The 15,972-nt window shown below is 44.9% G+C and carries 19 protein-coding genes; 17 read left to right on the forward strand and 2 right to left on the reverse strand.

The window, feature by feature from the left end; all coding sequences use genetic code 11:
• Nucleotides 1–222 precede the first annotated feature (222 nt).
• From fliD to fliT, 3 genes are read left to right on the forward strand one after another with little or no spacing between them, the layout of a single operon-like run.
• Nucleotides 223–1,647, forward strand: a complete 1,425-nt coding sequence (gene fliD, locus ACGF5R_RS12265; protein WP_387691064.1) for a flagellar filament capping protein FliD — start codon at nucleotides 223–225, stop codon at nucleotides 1,645–1,647.
• Between the two features lie 12 nt (nucleotides 1,648–1,659).
• Nucleotides 1,660–2,070, forward strand: a complete 411-nt coding sequence (gene fliS / locus ACGF5R_RS12270; RefSeq protein WP_036775505.1) for a flagellar export chaperone FliS — start codon at nucleotides 1,660–1,662, stop codon at nucleotides 2,068–2,070.
• On the forward strand, nucleotides 2,070–2,444 hold the full coding sequence (gene fliT / locus ACGF5R_RS12275; RefSeq protein WP_112876891.1) for a flagella biosynthesis regulatory protein FliT: 375 nt from the start codon (nucleotides 2,070–2,072) through the stop codon (nucleotides 2,442–2,444). Before fliS ends, fliT begins: the two co-directional genes overlap by 1 nt.
• Nucleotides 2,445–2,828: 384 nt before the next feature.
• Here fliT and ACGF5R_RS12280 read toward each other — a convergent pair whose 3' ends face one another.
• Complete coding sequence (locus tag ACGF5R_RS12280) at nucleotides 2,829–3,593, reverse strand: DUF2829 domain-containing protein (protein WP_262981414.1); 765 nt, start codon at nucleotides 3,591–3,593, stop codon at nucleotides 2,829–2,831.
• A 455-nt stretch (nucleotides 3,594–4,048) separates the two neighbouring features.
• On the opposite strand from ACGF5R_RS12280, the gene ACGF5R_RS12285 reads away from it, so the two are divergent.
• A complete protein-coding gene (locus ACGF5R_RS12285) occupies nucleotides 4,049–4,300 on the forward strand; it encodes a hypothetical protein (RefSeq protein WP_387691067.1) in 252 nt (83 codons plus the stop codon).
• A 24-nt stretch (nucleotides 4,301–4,324) separates the two neighbouring features.
• Here ACGF5R_RS12285 and fliE read toward each other — a convergent pair whose 3' ends face one another.
• Nucleotides 4,325–4,636 carry a flagellar hook-basal body complex protein FliE gene (gene fliE, locus ACGF5R_RS12290; protein WP_088371893.1) on the reverse strand — a complete coding sequence of 104 codons (312 nt, stop codon included), beginning with the start codon at nucleotides 4,634–4,636 and terminating at the stop codon, nucleotides 4,325–4,327.
• 410 nt (nucleotides 4,637–5,046) lie between these two features.
• Between fliE and fliF the strand changes: the two genes are divergently transcribed.
• From fliF to fliR, 13 genes are all read left to right on the forward strand, one after another.
• A complete protein-coding gene (fliF, locus tag ACGF5R_RS12295) occupies nucleotides 5,047–6,750 on the forward strand; it encodes a flagellar basal-body MS-ring/collar protein FliF (protein WP_112876888.1) in 1,704 nt (567 codons plus the stop codon).
• Nucleotides 6,747–7,739, forward strand: a complete 993-nt coding sequence (gene fliG, locus ACGF5R_RS12300) for a flagellar motor switch protein FliG (protein ID WP_112876887.1) — start codon at nucleotides 6,747–6,749, stop codon at nucleotides 7,737–7,739. Before fliF ends, fliG begins: the two co-directional genes overlap by 4 nt.
• Complete coding sequence (fliH, locus tag ACGF5R_RS12305) at nucleotides 7,732–8,436, forward strand: flagellar assembly protein FliH (protein WP_112876886.1); 705 nt, start codon at nucleotides 7,732–7,734, stop codon at nucleotides 8,434–8,436. The genes fliG and fliH overlap by 8 nt, the downstream gene beginning before the upstream one ends.
• Nucleotides 8,436–9,800 (forward strand): flagellar protein export ATPase FliI, encoded by a 1,365-nt coding sequence (fliI, locus tag ACGF5R_RS12310; RefSeq protein ID WP_387691069.1) that lies wholly within the window; start codon nucleotides 8,436–8,438, stop codon nucleotides 9,798–9,800. The genes fliH and fliI overlap by 1 nt, the downstream gene beginning before the upstream one ends.
• A gap of 42 nt (nucleotides 9,801–9,842) precedes the next feature.
• Nucleotides 9,843–10,286 carry a flagellar export protein FliJ gene (gene fliJ / locus ACGF5R_RS12315; protein WP_387691071.1) on the forward strand — a complete coding sequence of 148 codons (444 nt, stop codon included), beginning with the start codon at nucleotides 9,843–9,845 and terminating at the stop codon, nucleotides 10,284–10,286.
• Complete coding sequence (locus ACGF5R_RS12320) at nucleotides 10,286–11,599, forward strand: flagellar hook-length control protein FliK (RefSeq protein WP_387691073.1); 1,314 nt, start codon at nucleotides 10,286–10,288, stop codon at nucleotides 11,597–11,599. The genes fliJ and ACGF5R_RS12320 overlap by 1 nt, the downstream gene beginning before the upstream one ends.
• A 173-nt stretch (nucleotides 11,600–11,772) precedes the next feature.
• A complete protein-coding gene (gene fliL, locus ACGF5R_RS12325) occupies nucleotides 11,773–12,249 on the forward strand; it encodes a flagellar basal body-associated protein FliL (protein WP_112876882.1) in 477 nt (158 codons plus the stop codon).
• 5 nt (nucleotides 12,250–12,254) lie between these two features.
• The gene (gene fliM, locus ACGF5R_RS12330) at nucleotides 12,255–13,259 is read left to right on the forward strand and encodes a flagellar motor switch protein FliM (protein ID WP_112876881.1); all 1,005 of its coding nucleotides are present in this window, start codon (nucleotides 12,255–12,257) and stop codon (nucleotides 13,257–13,259) included.
• Nucleotides 13,252–13,671: a flagellar motor switch protein FliN gene (gene fliN, locus ACGF5R_RS12335; protein ID WP_112876880.1), complete on the forward strand. Its 420-nt coding sequence runs from the start codon at nucleotides 13,252–13,254 to the stop codon at nucleotides 13,669–13,671. The genes fliM and fliN overlap by 8 nt, the downstream gene beginning before the upstream one ends.
• Before the next feature lies 1 nt (nucleotide 13,672).
• Nucleotides 13,673–14,125 carry a flagellar biosynthetic protein FliO gene (fliO, locus tag ACGF5R_RS12340; protein ID WP_112876879.1) on the forward strand — a complete coding sequence of 151 codons (453 nt, stop codon included), beginning with the start codon at nucleotides 13,673–13,675 and terminating at the stop codon, nucleotides 14,123–14,125.
• A 46-nt stretch (nucleotides 14,126–14,171) separates the two neighbouring features.
• Complete coding sequence (fliP, locus tag ACGF5R_RS12345) at nucleotides 14,172–14,888, forward strand: flagellar type III secretion system pore protein FliP (RefSeq protein WP_262981421.1); 717 nt, start codon at nucleotides 14,172–14,174, stop codon at nucleotides 14,886–14,888.
• A gap of 20 nt (nucleotides 14,889–14,908) precedes the next feature.
• The gene (gene fliQ / locus ACGF5R_RS12350) at nucleotides 14,909–15,178 is read left to right on the forward strand and encodes a flagellar biosynthesis protein FliQ (RefSeq protein WP_049581963.1); all 270 of its coding nucleotides are present in this window, start codon (nucleotides 14,909–14,911) and stop codon (nucleotides 15,176–15,178) included.
• 2 nt (nucleotides 15,179–15,180) lie between these two features.
• Complete coding sequence (fliR, locus tag ACGF5R_RS12355; protein ID WP_387691075.1) at nucleotides 15,181–15,963, forward strand: flagellar biosynthetic protein FliR; 783 nt, start codon at nucleotides 15,181–15,183, stop codon at nucleotides 15,961–15,963.
• Nucleotides 15,964–15,972: the final 9 nt, after the last annotated feature.

Consider the following 15,972-nt stretch of genomic DNA (forward strand, 5'->3'; position numbering starts at 1 on the left):
ACGGTGTTCACCACCGCCAACAGTTTTATCGGCGCCCCTCAAAGAACCTTTAATTTTTCTTGAAAAAACTTTTTCTTTTTTATCACTTTGCCCTGATAAGCCAAACAGCGTCGGTTCTTCACGACTATTCTTACCATAGAAAAATTATTTTTATTAGTAAACTTTTCTAAAAACTTACCGATAACCGGTTCAATAAAGCTTTACTAATAAAGGAGTCAATAAATGGCTAGCATTTCTTCATTAGGCGCCGGGTCGGGGATGGATCTTGGTTCTATATTGGATAAACTTCAGGCAGCAGAACAAAAGCGTTTAGTCCCTCTGACAGAACAGCAAACCAGTTATAAAGGTAAGCTAACGGCTTTTGGCACATTAAAAAGCAGTTTGGAAAAGCTGGAAACCGCGTCTGAATCCCTGAAAAAGTTCGATAAACTTAATACAACCACTGCCAGCGAAAAACATGACGCATTCACTGCCAGTACTGATTCTAAAGCCAGCCCAGGTAACTACAGTATTGAAGTTACGCAGTTGGCGCAGGCACAATCATTACAGGCAGAAAAAGTCAGTAATATCAAAGAGTATATGGGCGAATCTTTGGGTGAAGGTAAAACCCGGACAATCACCATTACTCAACCTGGCGAAAAAAAGCCGATGAAAATCGAGCTGACAGACAGACAAACATCCATTATTGAGATCAAGGATGCAATTAATAAACAGGAAGGTAATGTCAGCGCCAGTATTCTTAAGGCCAAAGATGGCGAAAACTATTTAGTGCTGACGGCTAAAAAAGCTGGCACTGAATCCGTGATGACCATCAAAGTTGAAGGTGATAACAAACTTAGCCAATTTTTAGACTATACGCCGGGTGCAACAAGTAAACTAACTGAAACAGTCAAAGCTAAAAATGCACTCTTGAAAGTTAACAACATCGAAATTGAGCGTCAAACAAACCATATTACCGATGCACCCGAAGGCGTTAAACTAGATCTGAAAAAAACAACCCATGATAAGGACAAGCCTGAGGAACATAATCCAGAAATACTGGTCATATCCCGTGATATTGAGCCGATGAAAGAGGCGATTAAAAACTGGGTTGATGCTTATAATGAGTTGCAAACAACGTTTGATTCGCTGACCAAATATAAGCCAGTAAAACAGGGTGAAGAACCGTCGAAAGATAATGGTGCTTTATTAGGTGACAGCACATTACGCGGAATACAGAACCAGCTAAGAAGCCAAATTTTCAGCTCTCAAAAGGTCAATGATATTCCAACCCTGAATAAACTGGGCATTAAACAAAAGTTTGACGGCAAGCTGGAAATTGATAACGAAAAACTGGAAAAAAATCTAAAAGAAAAACCGGTTAATGTGAAAGCATTCTTTATGGGTGACGGTAAAGAAACGGGTTTTGCCACCCAGACACATAAGCTATTAAAAGATGCTCTGGATAGCCATGAAGGTACCTTAGTTACCGCGACTAATGGCATTAACAAGCATCTAAAAACCCTTGAGAAACAAGTAGACAGAACGAAAGACACTATTAACGCAACAATTGAACGTTATAAACGCCAATTTTCACAACTGGATAAAATGGTCTCTTCCTTGGGAAAAACCGGTAACTTCCTATCACAGCTACAGACAATAAGATAATTAAAGGAAATTATGTATCAACGTTCGGCAAGTCAATTATATGCCCAGATAGATGTGGAGAGCGAAATTATGAACGCCTCCCCCTATCAGTTGATTCAGATTTTGTTCAACGGGGCGCTTAGCGCCCTACGTCGAGCAATTATTCTGATGGAACAAGGTAATATCGCAGAAAAAGGCGCAGCTATTTCCAAAGCGATCAATATCATCGATAATGGCCTCAAACAGGGGTTAGATAATGAAAAAGGTGGAGAGCTGGCACACAATCTCGCTTCCCTTTACGACTATATGACCCAACGTTTACTCCACGCTAATTTACGCAATGATGAGCCAGCCATTACCGAAGTAATAAAGTTACTCACCGAGATTTCAGACGCTTGGCGGCAAATTGGCCCTCATTACAACGCCAGTCAGGATATTGTTTAATGGATAATGAAATGGATCTTTTGTCAGCTTACCAACGGATCCTAAGTTTAAGTGAGCAAATGCTTAATTTAGCTAAAAATGAAAAATGGGATGAACTTGTTGATATGGAAATCACCTACCTCAAAGCAGTAGAAGTGATCAGCCACTCTTCAATATCATCGACTGTTTCTCTTTCGTTACAGCAAAAAATGACCAACATTTTGCAGATAATTTTAGATAATGAAAATGAGATTAAAAAACTACTACAGCAAAGACTTGATGAATTAAGTAAACTCATCAAACAAGCAAGCCAACAGCAATTATTAAATGATAGCTACGGCCAATTCCCTGTTGAACCCTATTATACTCTTATGAATTCTACGGAACAAAAGTAATCGAGAAATAAAGGTGATGTACTCTCATCACCATTATTTACCCGTTTTGTGAGCTTGGTTTAGGATGTCTTTAAAACCTTGTAGTATTCCGATCTACAAATCAGGATTGCCCTTCGTCTTCATATTCCCCCCCATCACGACCAATAGGCATTAATGAGCTGTTATATGTAGCCCTGTGATTTAAGTTGATTGTGAAAAATAAAAAGACCACGCCGGAGCGCAGCCTTGAATAATCTAGCAATACAAAAATTCCAGATATTTAGTTGTAAACTCTAAGTTTACTACTGATATATCGAAGAATCCCCCCAGTTGCCCGTCTCTTAACCAGAACTCTGACTAAGATACAGAGCATTTGCCAAGGTTGAAAAAAATCAGCTATATAAATTAATCATGCCAATTACAGTAAAAACGGAAGGTTTTATCTATTTGTTTTAACAGATCACCTATTTTCTCAGCTTCACTACTTTTATATTGTGGAGAATAATAAACTGACTCTTTTATACGATGCCCAAGATGGTATTTGACTCCATCCACTGTAATTGTTAGTTTTTTATTTGTAACACTTGTCAGATGGTCTTTGTATATAGATAATTCGGTCAAATTTATATCTAATGTATGCCCAAAAATAAGATCTTCGCTTTCTTTCCAATAAAAACCACTAACAGTTTCATTCCCATTGCTTATATTGTTTTCAATCGTAACTAAATTTTTATTACTATGATCCCCCCATTCTTTATATGATTCTTTTTTCGAAATTTCATATGGAGTTGCATCGAAAACCAACATGTATTCATAAGGGACTGAAATATCAACATTTAATTCCCAATCACAAGCCATCATATCTTCTTGTGTTGGCTGCCACGGTACAAAATTGCCGTGCTCATTGCATAAATCGATATGCGTTAAGTAATCATATTTAGTACCAACAGCGACACCATCAACAGCATAGGCACTTCCTTCTTCCACAGTTAAATCATTCACACGAGGGATAATAACTAAATACATATTCTTATCGCTCCAAACAGAACGAACGACACGCTTACGTAGTTTTAATTGAATTAAAGCCCAAGAAAAAGAACCAACCGGAGCGATAACACTGTGACATTCATATTGCTTAGGATCAAACGGGCATTCATTCTCAGGTTTCATAACTTCAGAAATATTATTTCCTTATATCTATATACCCTATGGATTTCAAGATGCATCGCGACGGCAAGGGAGCGAATCCCCGGGAGCATAGATAACTATGTGACCGGGGTGAGTGAGCGCAGCCAACAAAGAGGCAACTTGAAAGATAACGGGTATAAATAATTAAAAATTAAACCACATGATTTAACTTTCAATCTATCATTAAACATTCAGTAAATTTTTATGAATTAATGCAACCAGCATAAAACTTAAGATTTAATTATAACAGGATATGCTGTTCATTCTCCTTATCGTTTTTTGATACTTATCAATAAGTTAACATTAACCTCATAAAATAGAGTTGAGAATTATTATTCGAAACCGTGACACCTTAAATATTTTATTGACTATGAGTTTTACAACACTTAATTAAACCGCTAACTACAACAAGTATTCAACCAAAACATGCGGTAACGTTGCAAATTCAGTTAACCGCAATAAACACGGCTAAAAAACCAGATAATATGAACGCTCCGAGTTGGAAACTTCATCCGCTAAAAGGGGCTGATTATAACAAAATGGGCAGTACTGAAATGTGGACAGAAATGCAATCTCAGTATGAGCTATGGATTAGCTCTCAACACAAAAAACCAGAAATAAAACCGATGGAATGTCCTGTTTGCAGCGCCGCGGAATTTATCCACGACACTCGCGATCTGTCTTACTAACAATAGATATCAATAAATTAATACCTACACCGGCATATTCATAATCTCCTGATAAGAAGCCACCAGCTTATTTCTTACCTGGACGCCCATTTGCAAAGCGATACTGGATTTCTGCATCTCCACCATAACATCATTCAATTCAACACCGGGTACACCTAGTGTAAAATCCTGAGTTTGTTTTGTGGCATTCAAACGTGTCTGATTAATTTTACCAACAGCCGCCATCAGTTGACTGGCAAATCCACTCTGCAATGGTATTGGTTTTGCGATACTTGCTGCCTGTGACGCCTGAGCTTGCATCAATTGCAGCACGCCTTCAATTGCCTGAATTGACATAAAAACCTCGTGTTAAACCACCCCTATAACCTACTCAATTCAATGCCATATTAACCCAAAGTTTATACCCTTCATCCTTCAAATTGCTGCTTTGTTGGCTGCTTTCACTTACCCCAGTCACATAGTTCTCTATGCTCCTGGGGATGCGTTCACTTGCCGCCGCGCTGCAAATTGAAATCTATTGGGTATATACGGCATATTTTTAGACTGCCACCCTAACATAGCCCTCTCGATCTAAAGCGGGTAATTAAAGTAAAAAGTCTGGGCTTATTGTGCCATTAAAAGATGAGTGAACAGCGAATAATGACAAAACTGAAAATAGGAAGAATTTTTTCGATTGCGTATGGGGAGTCTGTTTTGTTACGCCACGCTTTTAGTATTCATGTTGAACAGCAAGGCAAGGATCGTCTATGAGTGCCGCAACAACCGACGTTGAAAATCAAACTAAAGGTTTCAGTGCTATCATTAACCAGATAAAAGCTGATCCTAAAGTGCCATTATTAGTTGCCGGCAGCGCAGCCGTTGCGATTGTCATTGCCCTTTTCCTGTGGTTACGCAGCCCCGATTATCGGGTGCTTTACAGTAATCTGAGCGATAAAGATGGTGGCGATATTGTCACACAATTAACCCAATTAAATATCCCTTACCGTTTTGCCGAAAATGGCGCTGCTATCATGATCCCTGCCGAACAGGTGCATGAGACACGGCTAAGATTGGCGCAACAAGGGCTGCCTAAGGGTGGAGCTGCTGGATTCGAACTACTCGATAAAGAAAAGTTTGGGATCAGCCAATTCAGTGAGCAAGTTAACTACCAAAGGGCATTGGAAGGTGAACTGTCACGTACCATTGAATCTTTAGGGCCAGTGCAAAATGCCCGTGTTCACCTTGCACTCCCCAAACCCTCGCTGTTTGTCCGTGAACAGAAATCGCCCTCAGCTTCCGTGACCGTTGGATTACTGCAAGGCCGGACCCTGGATGAAGGCCAGATAAACGCCATTGTCCATATGGTTTCCAGCAGTGTCGCCGGCTTACCGCCGGGCAATGTCACCATCGTTGATCAGGCCGGACGTCTGTTGACCCAAGCCGATGCTACCGGACGCGATCTCAATACCAGTCAACTGAAATACATTCAGGAAGTAGAGAACCGCTTCCAACATCGTATTGAAGCGATTCTGGCTCCGGTTGTCGGTCGTGGTAACGTTCACGCACAAGTGACGGCACAGGTGGATTTTTCACGTCGTGAAGAGACAGCGGAAGAATATAAACCTAATCAGCCACCAAATCAGGCGGCGGTTCGCTCAAAACAGTTAAGCGAGAGCGAACAGAGTGGCGGCCCTCAGGTTGGCGGTATTCCCGGTGCGCTTTCCAATCAACCGAGCCCTCCACCGAGTGCGCCGATTGATAAACCAAATACCAAAGAGAACAACAAAAACGACAAGAGCGATAAGAAAACCTCATCCACCGGTAGTAGTAACGAACGCACGGTCAACAGTAATCGCAATAACCGCCGTGACGAAACCACAAACTATGAAGTGGACCGGACTATTCGCCATGTGCAACAACAAGCCGGCGGTGTTGAACGCTTATCTGTCGCCGTTGTCGTCAATTATGCCACGGTAGAAGGCAAAAATGGCCCGGAAACTCAGGCACTAACCCCTGAGCAATTGGCAAAAATAGAAGCGCTGACCAGAGAAGCGATGGGCTTTTCTAAAGAGCGTGGCGACAGCTTGAATGTGGTTAACACGCCATTTACTGAAAGCAAAGAAAACATCGAGGTTATTCCTGTCTGGCAGAACCCAATTCTGCTGGAAAAAGCCTTCGATTTTGGCCGCTACCTGCTATTGATTCTGGTGGCATGGCTGCTATGGCGCAAAATGGTTGTTCCTCAACTTGCCAAAAAACGCGCTGCGGAAAAAGCCGCCCTTGAAGCACAGAAAGTTCAGAAAAAACAACTGACTGAATCTAGTGCAGAAATGGATGAAAAAACGCGCCAGAAACTGACGCGTCAACGAGTCAGTGCTGAAATTCAAAGCCAACGCATTCGCGAGCTGGCAGAAAAAGATCCTCGCGTAGTGGCACTGGTGATCCGTCAATGGATGAGTAACGAACAATGAGCCTGAACGGAACAGAAAAAAGCGCCGTCATGTTAATGACCCTGGGAGAAGATCAGGCGGCCGAGGTGTTTAAACACCTGAACTCCAGGGAAGTCCAGCAACTCAGTATCACAATGGCAGGCATGCGCCAAATTTCTAACCAGCAACTGGTGGATGTATTGGCAGAGTTTGAAGAAGATGCCGGCCAGTATGCGGCACTGAGTATCAACGCCAGTGACTATTTGCGCTCAGTGTTAATTAAAGCGCTAGGTGAAGAACGCGCTTCTAGTCTGCTTGAGGATATTCTCGAATCCCGTGAAACCACCACCGGTATTGAGACCCTCAACTTTATGGAACCTCAAATGGCAGCCGATATGATCCGTGAAGAGCATCCACAGATTATCGCCACCATTTTGGTTCACTTAAATCGTGGACAAGCAGCCGATATCCTTGCGCTGTTTGATGACAAATTACGCAACGACATCATGCTACGTATCGCAACTTTTGGTGGCGTACAGCCGGCGGCACTGGCTGAACTGACAGAAGTGCTCAATAACCTGTTAGACGGTCAGAATCTCAAGCGTAGCAAAATGGGTGGCGTTCGTACTGCGGCTGAAATTATCAACCTGATGAAAAGTCAGCAAGAAGAGAATGTTATCGAAGCCATGCGTGCCTACGATAATGAACTGGCACAAAAAATCATCGATGAAATGTTCCTGTTCGAAAACCTCATTGATGTGGATGACCGCAGTATCCAACGCCTGTTGCAGGAAATCACTACCGACTCTCTGCTCATTGCACTGAAAGGCTGCAACCAGCAACTACGCGATCATTTCCTCAACAATATGTCTCAACGTGCCGCAGAGATTATGCGCGATGATCTGGCAAACCGTGGTCCGGTACGGATGTCGCAAGTGGAAAGCGAACAGAAAGCGATTCTGCTTATTGTTCGTCGTCTGGCAGAAAGCAGTGAGATTATCCTAAATGGTGGCGACGATAGCTATGTCTGATAAGTTAAACAATGCTGACTGGCAACCTTGGAAACCAAACGAACTCACACAGTGGGAAAAACTACGGACCAAACCAGAACCCGTAGATGACTCACAGGAAGACTCTGAGCACAATGAAATCCTTGAACAAGCGGTAATGCTGGATAACCTGAAAGAACAGGCTCGACAAGCAGGCCATGAACAGGGATTTACCGAAGGTCAAGCGCAAGGTTATGAAAAAGGTTACCAAGCCGGCTTAGAAGCCGGTTTGGAACAGGGGCGAAAAGATGCCATTCAGCAGCAGCAACCTATCACCGAGCAGTGGCAAAATCTGCTAGCGGATTTCCAACATTCATTGGAAGGGCTTGACACGATCATTGCATCCCGCTTGATGCAACTGTCACTGACCGCGGCGAAACAGATCTTGGGTCAACCGGCGATTTGTGATGGCACTGCCCTGCTCAATCAGATCCGTGAATTTATTCAACAGGAGCCAATGTTGAGTGGAAAACCCCAATTGCGGGTTCATCCACGAGATATGCCAATGGTTGAACAACAATTAGGCAACACGCTCTCATTACACGGCTGGCGCTTACTGGCAGATAACAAACTGCATCCCGGTGGTTGTAAAATTAGTGCCGATGAAGGCGATTTGGATGCCAGTTTGGCAACCCGCTGGCATGAGTTATGCCGGCTGGCCGCACCGGGGGAATTGTAATGACAGCAAGACTCGGGCGCTGGCTGGCGACACTGGATGCTTTTGAGCAGAAACTGGAGAAAACTTCACCAGTGCGTCGTTATGGACGTCTGACCAGAGCGACCGGGCTGGTGATGGAGGCAACGGGTTTACATCTGCCTCTCGGAGCAACCTGCCTGATTGAGCGACAAAACGGTAGCAATGTTGAAGAAGTTGAAAGTGAAGTTGTCGGTTTTAATGGCGAAAAACTTCTCCTCATGCCACTTGAAGATCTGGAAGGGATTGTACCCGGCGCCCGGGTATACGCCCGCCCATACAGTGAAGATTGTGGCAGTGGGCGCCAGTTACCACTTGGCCCGGAACTGTTAGGGCGAGTTTTGGATGGCGCCGGTCGTCCACTGGATGGTTTTCCTTCGCCAGATACCGGCTATCGTGCCCCACTCACCACACCGCCAATCAATCCACTGCAACGTACACCAATCAGTGATGTACTGGATGTCGGTGTACGAGCGATTAATGCCCTACTGACCGTAGGCCGTGGGCAGCGTATGGGGTTGTTTGCCGGTTCCGGGGTTGGTAAGAGTGTTCTGCTTGGCATGATGGCACGTTACACACAGGCTGATGTGATTGTCGTTGGTTTGATCGGTGAACGTGGCCGCGAAGTTAAAGATTTCATTGAAAACATCCTTGGCGCCGCCGGCTTAGCCCGCTCAGTGGTTGTCGCCGCACCCGCCGATATCTCACCTCTGTTGCGCATGCAAGGCGCCTCCTACGCTACCCGTATCGCTGAAGATTTTCGTGACCGGGGTAAACATGTATTGCTAATTATGGATTCATTGACCCGCTACAGCATGGCGCAACGTGAAATTGCCCTAGCCATTGGCGAGCCTCCTGCAACCAAAGGCTACCCGCCTTCGGTTTTCGCCAAACTTCCGGCACTCGTGGAACGTGCAGGCAATGGGGTGAATGGCGGTGGCTCGATTACCGCGTTCTATACCGTACTCACCGAAGGTGATGATCAGCAAGACCCGATAGCCGATGCTGCCCGAGCAATTCTCGATGGTCACATCGTCCTCTCCCGTTCGCTGGCAGAATCAGGACATTACCCGGCGATTGATATTGAAGCTTCTATCAGCCGCGCAATGACCGCGCTCATTGATAAGCAGCACTACCGGCGGGTACAGCAGTTCAAACAACTACTCGCAAGCTATCAGCGTAACCGTGATCTGATTAACGTCGGTGCTTATGCGGCTGGCAGTGATCCGCTATTGGACAAAGCCATTGAGCTTTATCCCTACATGGCGCAATTTCTACAGCAAGATATTGAAGAGCGTAGTGAATATGAAGCTGCCTGCATTCAATTACAACAGTTGTTACCTACATAACGTAACGATTTTCTGGGTGTTGCCATTAAAGCGAGGAATAAGATGCAGCAACAATCACCTCTCATAACCTTGCGTGACCTTGCACAAAATGCAGTGGAAAAAGCCGCCACTCACTTAGCACAAGTTCGTCAGAACTATCAGCAAATGGAGCAACAACTCGCAACGTTGATGGGCTATCAGGATGAATACCGAGAACGCCTAAATGACACATTGAGTAATGGTATGCCATGTACCACTTGGCAAAATTATCAGCAATTCATGAAAACGCTGGAAAAAGCGATTGAACAGCACAAATTGCAGCTTAATCAATGGCAACAGCGGCTTGATACGGCTTTATCACAGTGGCGGGAAAAACAACAGAGCCTTAATGCCTTCGATACTTTGCAACAACGGGCAGATAACAACCGAAGATTACATCAGAACAGAACGGAACAGAAACAGATGGATGAGTATGCCCAACGTAGCGCACAACGGAGAAATAAATAATGAATCTCACTCTTTTGCCTGCCGACCTGAAACCGACAGAAAATCAACCACCGCGCAGCAATTCACTCACTGATGCCGATCAACCTTCGGCTTTTGCTCAGTTTCTTAATCTGGAAACCGAACTGGCGCAGAAAGGCGGGACCAAACCAGGAAAAATATCATCCAAAGAAGGAGAAGAGATTATAGATGATACAGACCACGATTTGTCGCCACTATTATCTGTCCCAAACAAATTGTCTATCGCAAATGAATTATCTACCTCAAATGAAATACCAACGGAACCTATTACCTCCTCGCTGATTCCCCTTGATGTAAAAGCAGATGCAAACAAACAACCGGTTGCTGTTGATGAGAAACTCATGTCAGCAGAAGAGCTGGCGGCAAGTTTACCCATACAATTATCCGGGTTAGCCATCAAATCAGAAAACCAGAAAAGTAGCCTCCAACCTGACGGACTCGTTAAACATAATGATAAAAACCGTCAAATTAGCGTTAAAGAATTGGTCGTTACAGGATTATCGACTGAAGAGAATCCTCTGACAGCGATTGCAGAACAACCAAAACAGGAAGAAGAAAAAGCAGAAGCCTTTTTTAAAACCAAACCTGAAAACCGATTTGGGCAAAATTCTTCGGTAAAACCCAAGATTGCTGTCGCAACTATCCAGCATGAAACTGCAACTCAGCCTCATCCACGTGAATCAGCACTAACTCAAACTACCGCTCAAGCTGAGATCCAGCCCGCGCCAGCAGTCACTGAAAATCAACAAACCGGGCAAATCTCCTCTGTGGCAACCTCTCCCCTGCTCTCCGTAGGGCACAATCAGACCGCCCAGTTTCAGTTATCCAGTGCCTCTACCCCCTTACTGAATGCCCAATTGGGTAGTGAAGAGTGGCAACAACAATTAAATCAACAAATCATTTTATTCAACCGCAACGGCCTGCAACAGGCAGAGTTACGCCTGCATCCACAAGAGCTAGGTGCCTTGCAAATCCGCATGTCCGTTGAAGATAATCAAGCACAATTACATCTGGCATCGGCTCACAGCCATGTCCGGGCGGCACTGGAAGCGGCATTACCTGGACTTCGCCACGCACTGGCAGAAAGTGGTATTCAACTGACCCAAAGCAGTGTCAGCAGTGACAACGCTAGCCCATGGCAACAAGAACAACGCTCTGATTCACAACATTCAGGCGGAACCGCAAGCCGCAATGCTGATGCCACCTCAGAAAATCACTCAGCCACTGAATCCACAGTACATTTAACACCTCATCAACTCGCGTCCGCCCGAGGAGGTGTGGATATTTTCGCCTGATAGTGGAAAGTAGCTTCATAACAAACGAACGAGTTAGTCGTTTTTTCCCCGTTTGTTCCAGCTATTGCCTGCGGAAATACGCGGGATAATGATTATCGATATTGATGGATAAGTCAGCCCACCACGGAATGCGTGGACACTTATCCGCAACAAAAACAGGAATTTGTCTGTCCATGTCTGACTATAGCTACGAGCATAAACGCAAAAATCCATTTGGGATGATACTGTTAGTACTGATTGCCGTTATCGGCGCCGCCATCGGGGGATACAGTTGGTGGGCGCTTAAACAGGCAAAAGAGAGTGACTCCACGGCATCCAAAGCCATAGAAGTCCCTGTCTTTATGACTCTGGAGCCTTTCACCGTCAACCTGATCGACAATGAAGATCACTTTGACCGAGTGCTCTACATTGGTGTGACTTTACGTTTAGCTGATGAAAAAACTCGCCAGCGTTTCCACGAGTATCTGCCGGAAGTTCGTAGTCGTATGTTGTTGCTATTATCACGCCAAAAATCGGCCGATCTGGCTCATGACAGCGGTAAATTGCGTCTGATGGACGACATCAAGCAAACACTTCGCCCAACCTTGGTACCCGGTGAACCGGATCAGGTCATCACCGATGTGCTGTTTACCACGTTTATTCTGCGATAATCACCATGAGTGACAATATTCTTTCACAGGCAGAGATTGATGCTCTGCTCAATGGCGACAGTGCCAGTGACGACGTAGAAAATACCGCGTCCGGGGAAAATGAGGTTCGCCCTTATGATCCCAATACCCAACGTCGTGTTATTCGGGAACGTCTGCAAGCACTGGAAATTATTAATGAACGCTTTGCTCGTCATTTTAGGATGGGGTTGTTTAACATGCTCCGCCGTAGTCCTGACATTACCGTCGGCGCAATAAAAATTCAGCCTTATCATGAATTCGCCCGTAACCTGGCAGTACCGACCAACCTTAATCTGGTTCATCTGAAACCGCTAAGAGGAACAGCGCTGTTTGCATTTGCACCAAGCCTGGTTTACATCGCGGTAGATAACCTGTTTGGTGGTGACGGACGTTTCCCGACCAAAGTGGAAGGTCGTGAATTCACCCATACTGAACAGCGAGTGATTAACCGGATGTTACGCATGGCGTTGGATTCCTATCGTGATGCCTGGAGCGCCATTTTCAAAATTGAAGTGGAATATATTCGCTCTGAAATGCAGGTGAAATTCACCAACATTACAACATCACCGAACGATATTGTGGTGACAACGCCATTTCAAGTGGAAATTGGTGCGTTGAGTGGTGAATTTAATATCTGTATTCCGTTTGCCATGATCGAACCACTACGGGAACGTCTGACCAATCCACCATTAGAAAATGCCCGGCAAGAAGACAGCCTGTGGCGAGAAAGCCTGGTAAAACAGGTTCAGCATTCAGAGCTGGAATTGGTCGCTAACTTTGTTGATATCCCGCTGAGGCTGTCAAAAATCCTGCAACTTCAGCCGGGCGATATCTTACCTATTGATAAACCCGAACGCCTGATCGTTCACGTTGATGGTGTGCCCGTGCTCACCAGTCAGTACGGAACATTAAACGGGCAATATGCCCTGCGTGTCGAACATCTTATTAACCCTGTTTTAAATGCTCTGGATGAGGAACAGCCCAATGAGTGATGCTAAGCAACCCACAGATACCGCTTCAACCGGATCTGCCGAAGATATGTGGGCAGAAGCTCTGGAACAACAGGCCGCGCAACAACAAACCTCGGACAGCAGCGCGGCAATTTTTGAATCTCTGGAGCCTCAGGATACACTGGCTCACTTATCGGATATCGACCTGATTCTGGATATACCGGTCAAATTATCCGTAGAATTGGGTCGGACAAAAATGACCATCAAACAACTGCTGAGATTATCTCAAGGTTCAGTAGTTTCTCTTGATGGCCTTGCCGGGGAGCCGTTGGATATTTTAATCAATGGATATCTGATTGCTCAGGGTGAAGTTGTGGTTGTATCCGATAAATACGGTATCCGTATCACTGATATCATCACCCCTTCTGAACGTATGCGTCGCCTGAGTCGTTAATATGGCTTTCCAGCCCTCTTTGCATAATGGCGCGGCAGGTTCTGCCGCGCAAACCCAAGCGGTTACTCAAGTCGCCACATCCGCGCCACTTCCCGCAGGTCAGACGTTGATGCAGGTCAGCAGTGCACTGGCGGGGGTGTTGCTATTGATTTTCACCCTCACTTGGCTAATACGCCGTATAGGGTTGTTTTCCAACAAAGGGAAAACTCAGCAACAATTGAGTATCAAAGCCAGTTGCTCTCTGGGGCAACGTGAACGTGTCGTCATTGTCGAAGTTGAAGATAACTGGCTGGTATTAGGTGTCACTGCTCAGCAAATTAATTTATTACACCAGATGCCAATACCTGAATCCCACCGTAATACCACCGAAGAACAAACTATAAAACCGGCACTATTTGGTCAGATTTTAAAAAATACGCTGATGCGACAAGGCAAAGATGATGAAAAAAAGTAGTTCTCTCTTTATAAGGGATAAGTTTGCATTGTCATGCCGCCTGGGGATGATACTCGCTGCGCTTATTTTACCGATAGATGCCGCGGCACAGTTACCGGGCATCATCAGTCAACCGCTGGCAAACGGTGGGCAGAGTTGGTCACTACCGGTTCAAACATTAGTTTTCATTACCGCGCTGACGTTTATTCCCGCAGCCTTACTCATGATGACCAGTTTTACCCGCATTATTATCGTGTTGGGTTTACTGCGTAATGCTTTAGGCACCCCATCGGCGCCACCGAATCAGGTTTTACTTGGACTGGCGTTATTTATGACGTTTTTCATTATGTCACCGGTTTTCGATAAAGTTTATCAAGATGCTTATCTGCCTTTCAGTGAAGATAAAATGAGTCTGGAAACCGCGTTAGAAAATGGCGCCAAGCCGTTACGGCAATTTATGTTGCGTCAGACAAGGGAAAACGATTTAGCGCTGTTTGCACGTCTTGCTGATCAACCGCCGTTTGAAACCGCCGATTCTGTTCCTATGCGAGTATTAATGCCGGCATTTATTACCAGCGAATTGAAAACCGCTTTTCAGATTGGTTTTACCCTGTTTATTCCATTTTTGATTATTGACCTAGTGGTCGCCAGCGTATTGATGGCGTTGGGGATGATGATGGTCCCCCCTGCAACCATCTCACTGCCCTTTAAACTCATGCTATTTGTCTTAGTTGACGGCTGGCAATTACTACTGGGTTCTCTGGCACAAAGTTTTTACGGTTGACCTGAAAAGAGGCAAACATTATGACTCCTGAATCAGTAATGGCATTGGGAACAGAAGCCATGAAAGTCGCATTGGCGCTAGCTGCGCCGTTGCTGTTAGCGGCTTTATTATGTGGTTTAATTGTGAGCTTATTGCAAGCTGCAACACAGGTTAACGAAATGACACTCTCATTTATTCCCAAAATTCTGGCGGTATTTGTCACTACCGTTATCGCCGGCCCTTGGATGCTAAACCTATTGCTGGACTACATGCGTGAACTCTACAGCAGCATACCGGTGATAATTGGCTAGTTATGATCTCTTTTAACAGTGAAATGCTGATCCAGTTCGTCAGTGAATTTTTCTGGCCGCTGGTTCGGGTGCTTGCGCTGTTCAGTACTGCGCCATTATTCAGTGAAAAACAGGCGCCTAAGAAAGTTAAGGTTGGACTAGCCGTGATGGTAACACTGCTCTTGATGCCAAACCTGCAACCTGCGCAAGTGCCTATTTTCTCTGTTGCGGCATTCTGGGTGATGCTCCAGCAAATCTTAATTGGGGCATCACTTGGCCTGACAATGCAAATTGCCTTTGCAGCCGTGCGTCACGCCGGTGAAATAATTGGTTTACAGATGGGGCTTTCATTCGCTACCTTTTTTGATCCCTCCGGCGGCCCCAATATGCCTATTTTGGCACGAATCTTTAACCTCTTGACCTTACTGTTATTTCTGGCCTTTGATGGTCACCTATGGCTATTATCGGTTCTGGCAGACACCTTCCAGATTCTTCCGGTACAACCACTGCAACTCAGCGCTCAAGGATTTTTACTGCTAGCACAAAGCGCCAGTATGATATTTATCAACGGCATGATGCTGGCTCTACCATTGATAACACTATTATTAACACTGAATTTATCATTGGGGATTTTAAACCGGATGACACCACAACTTTCCATCTTTGTGGTCGGTTTTCCGTTAACGCTGACTACCGGTATATTGGTACTCACGCTTTTAATCCCGATGTTAGCGCCATTTACCGAGCGTATGTTTAGTGAATTATTTAATCGACTGGCGGTCATTATCAGTGGAATGGTTATCTAAAGGCATTTT

The sequence above is a fragment of the Photorhabdus sp. RM71S genome (assembly GCF_042879355.1).
Classification (GTDB): domain Bacteria; phylum Pseudomonadota; class Gammaproteobacteria; order Enterobacterales; family Enterobacteriaceae; genus Photorhabdus; species Photorhabdus kayaii.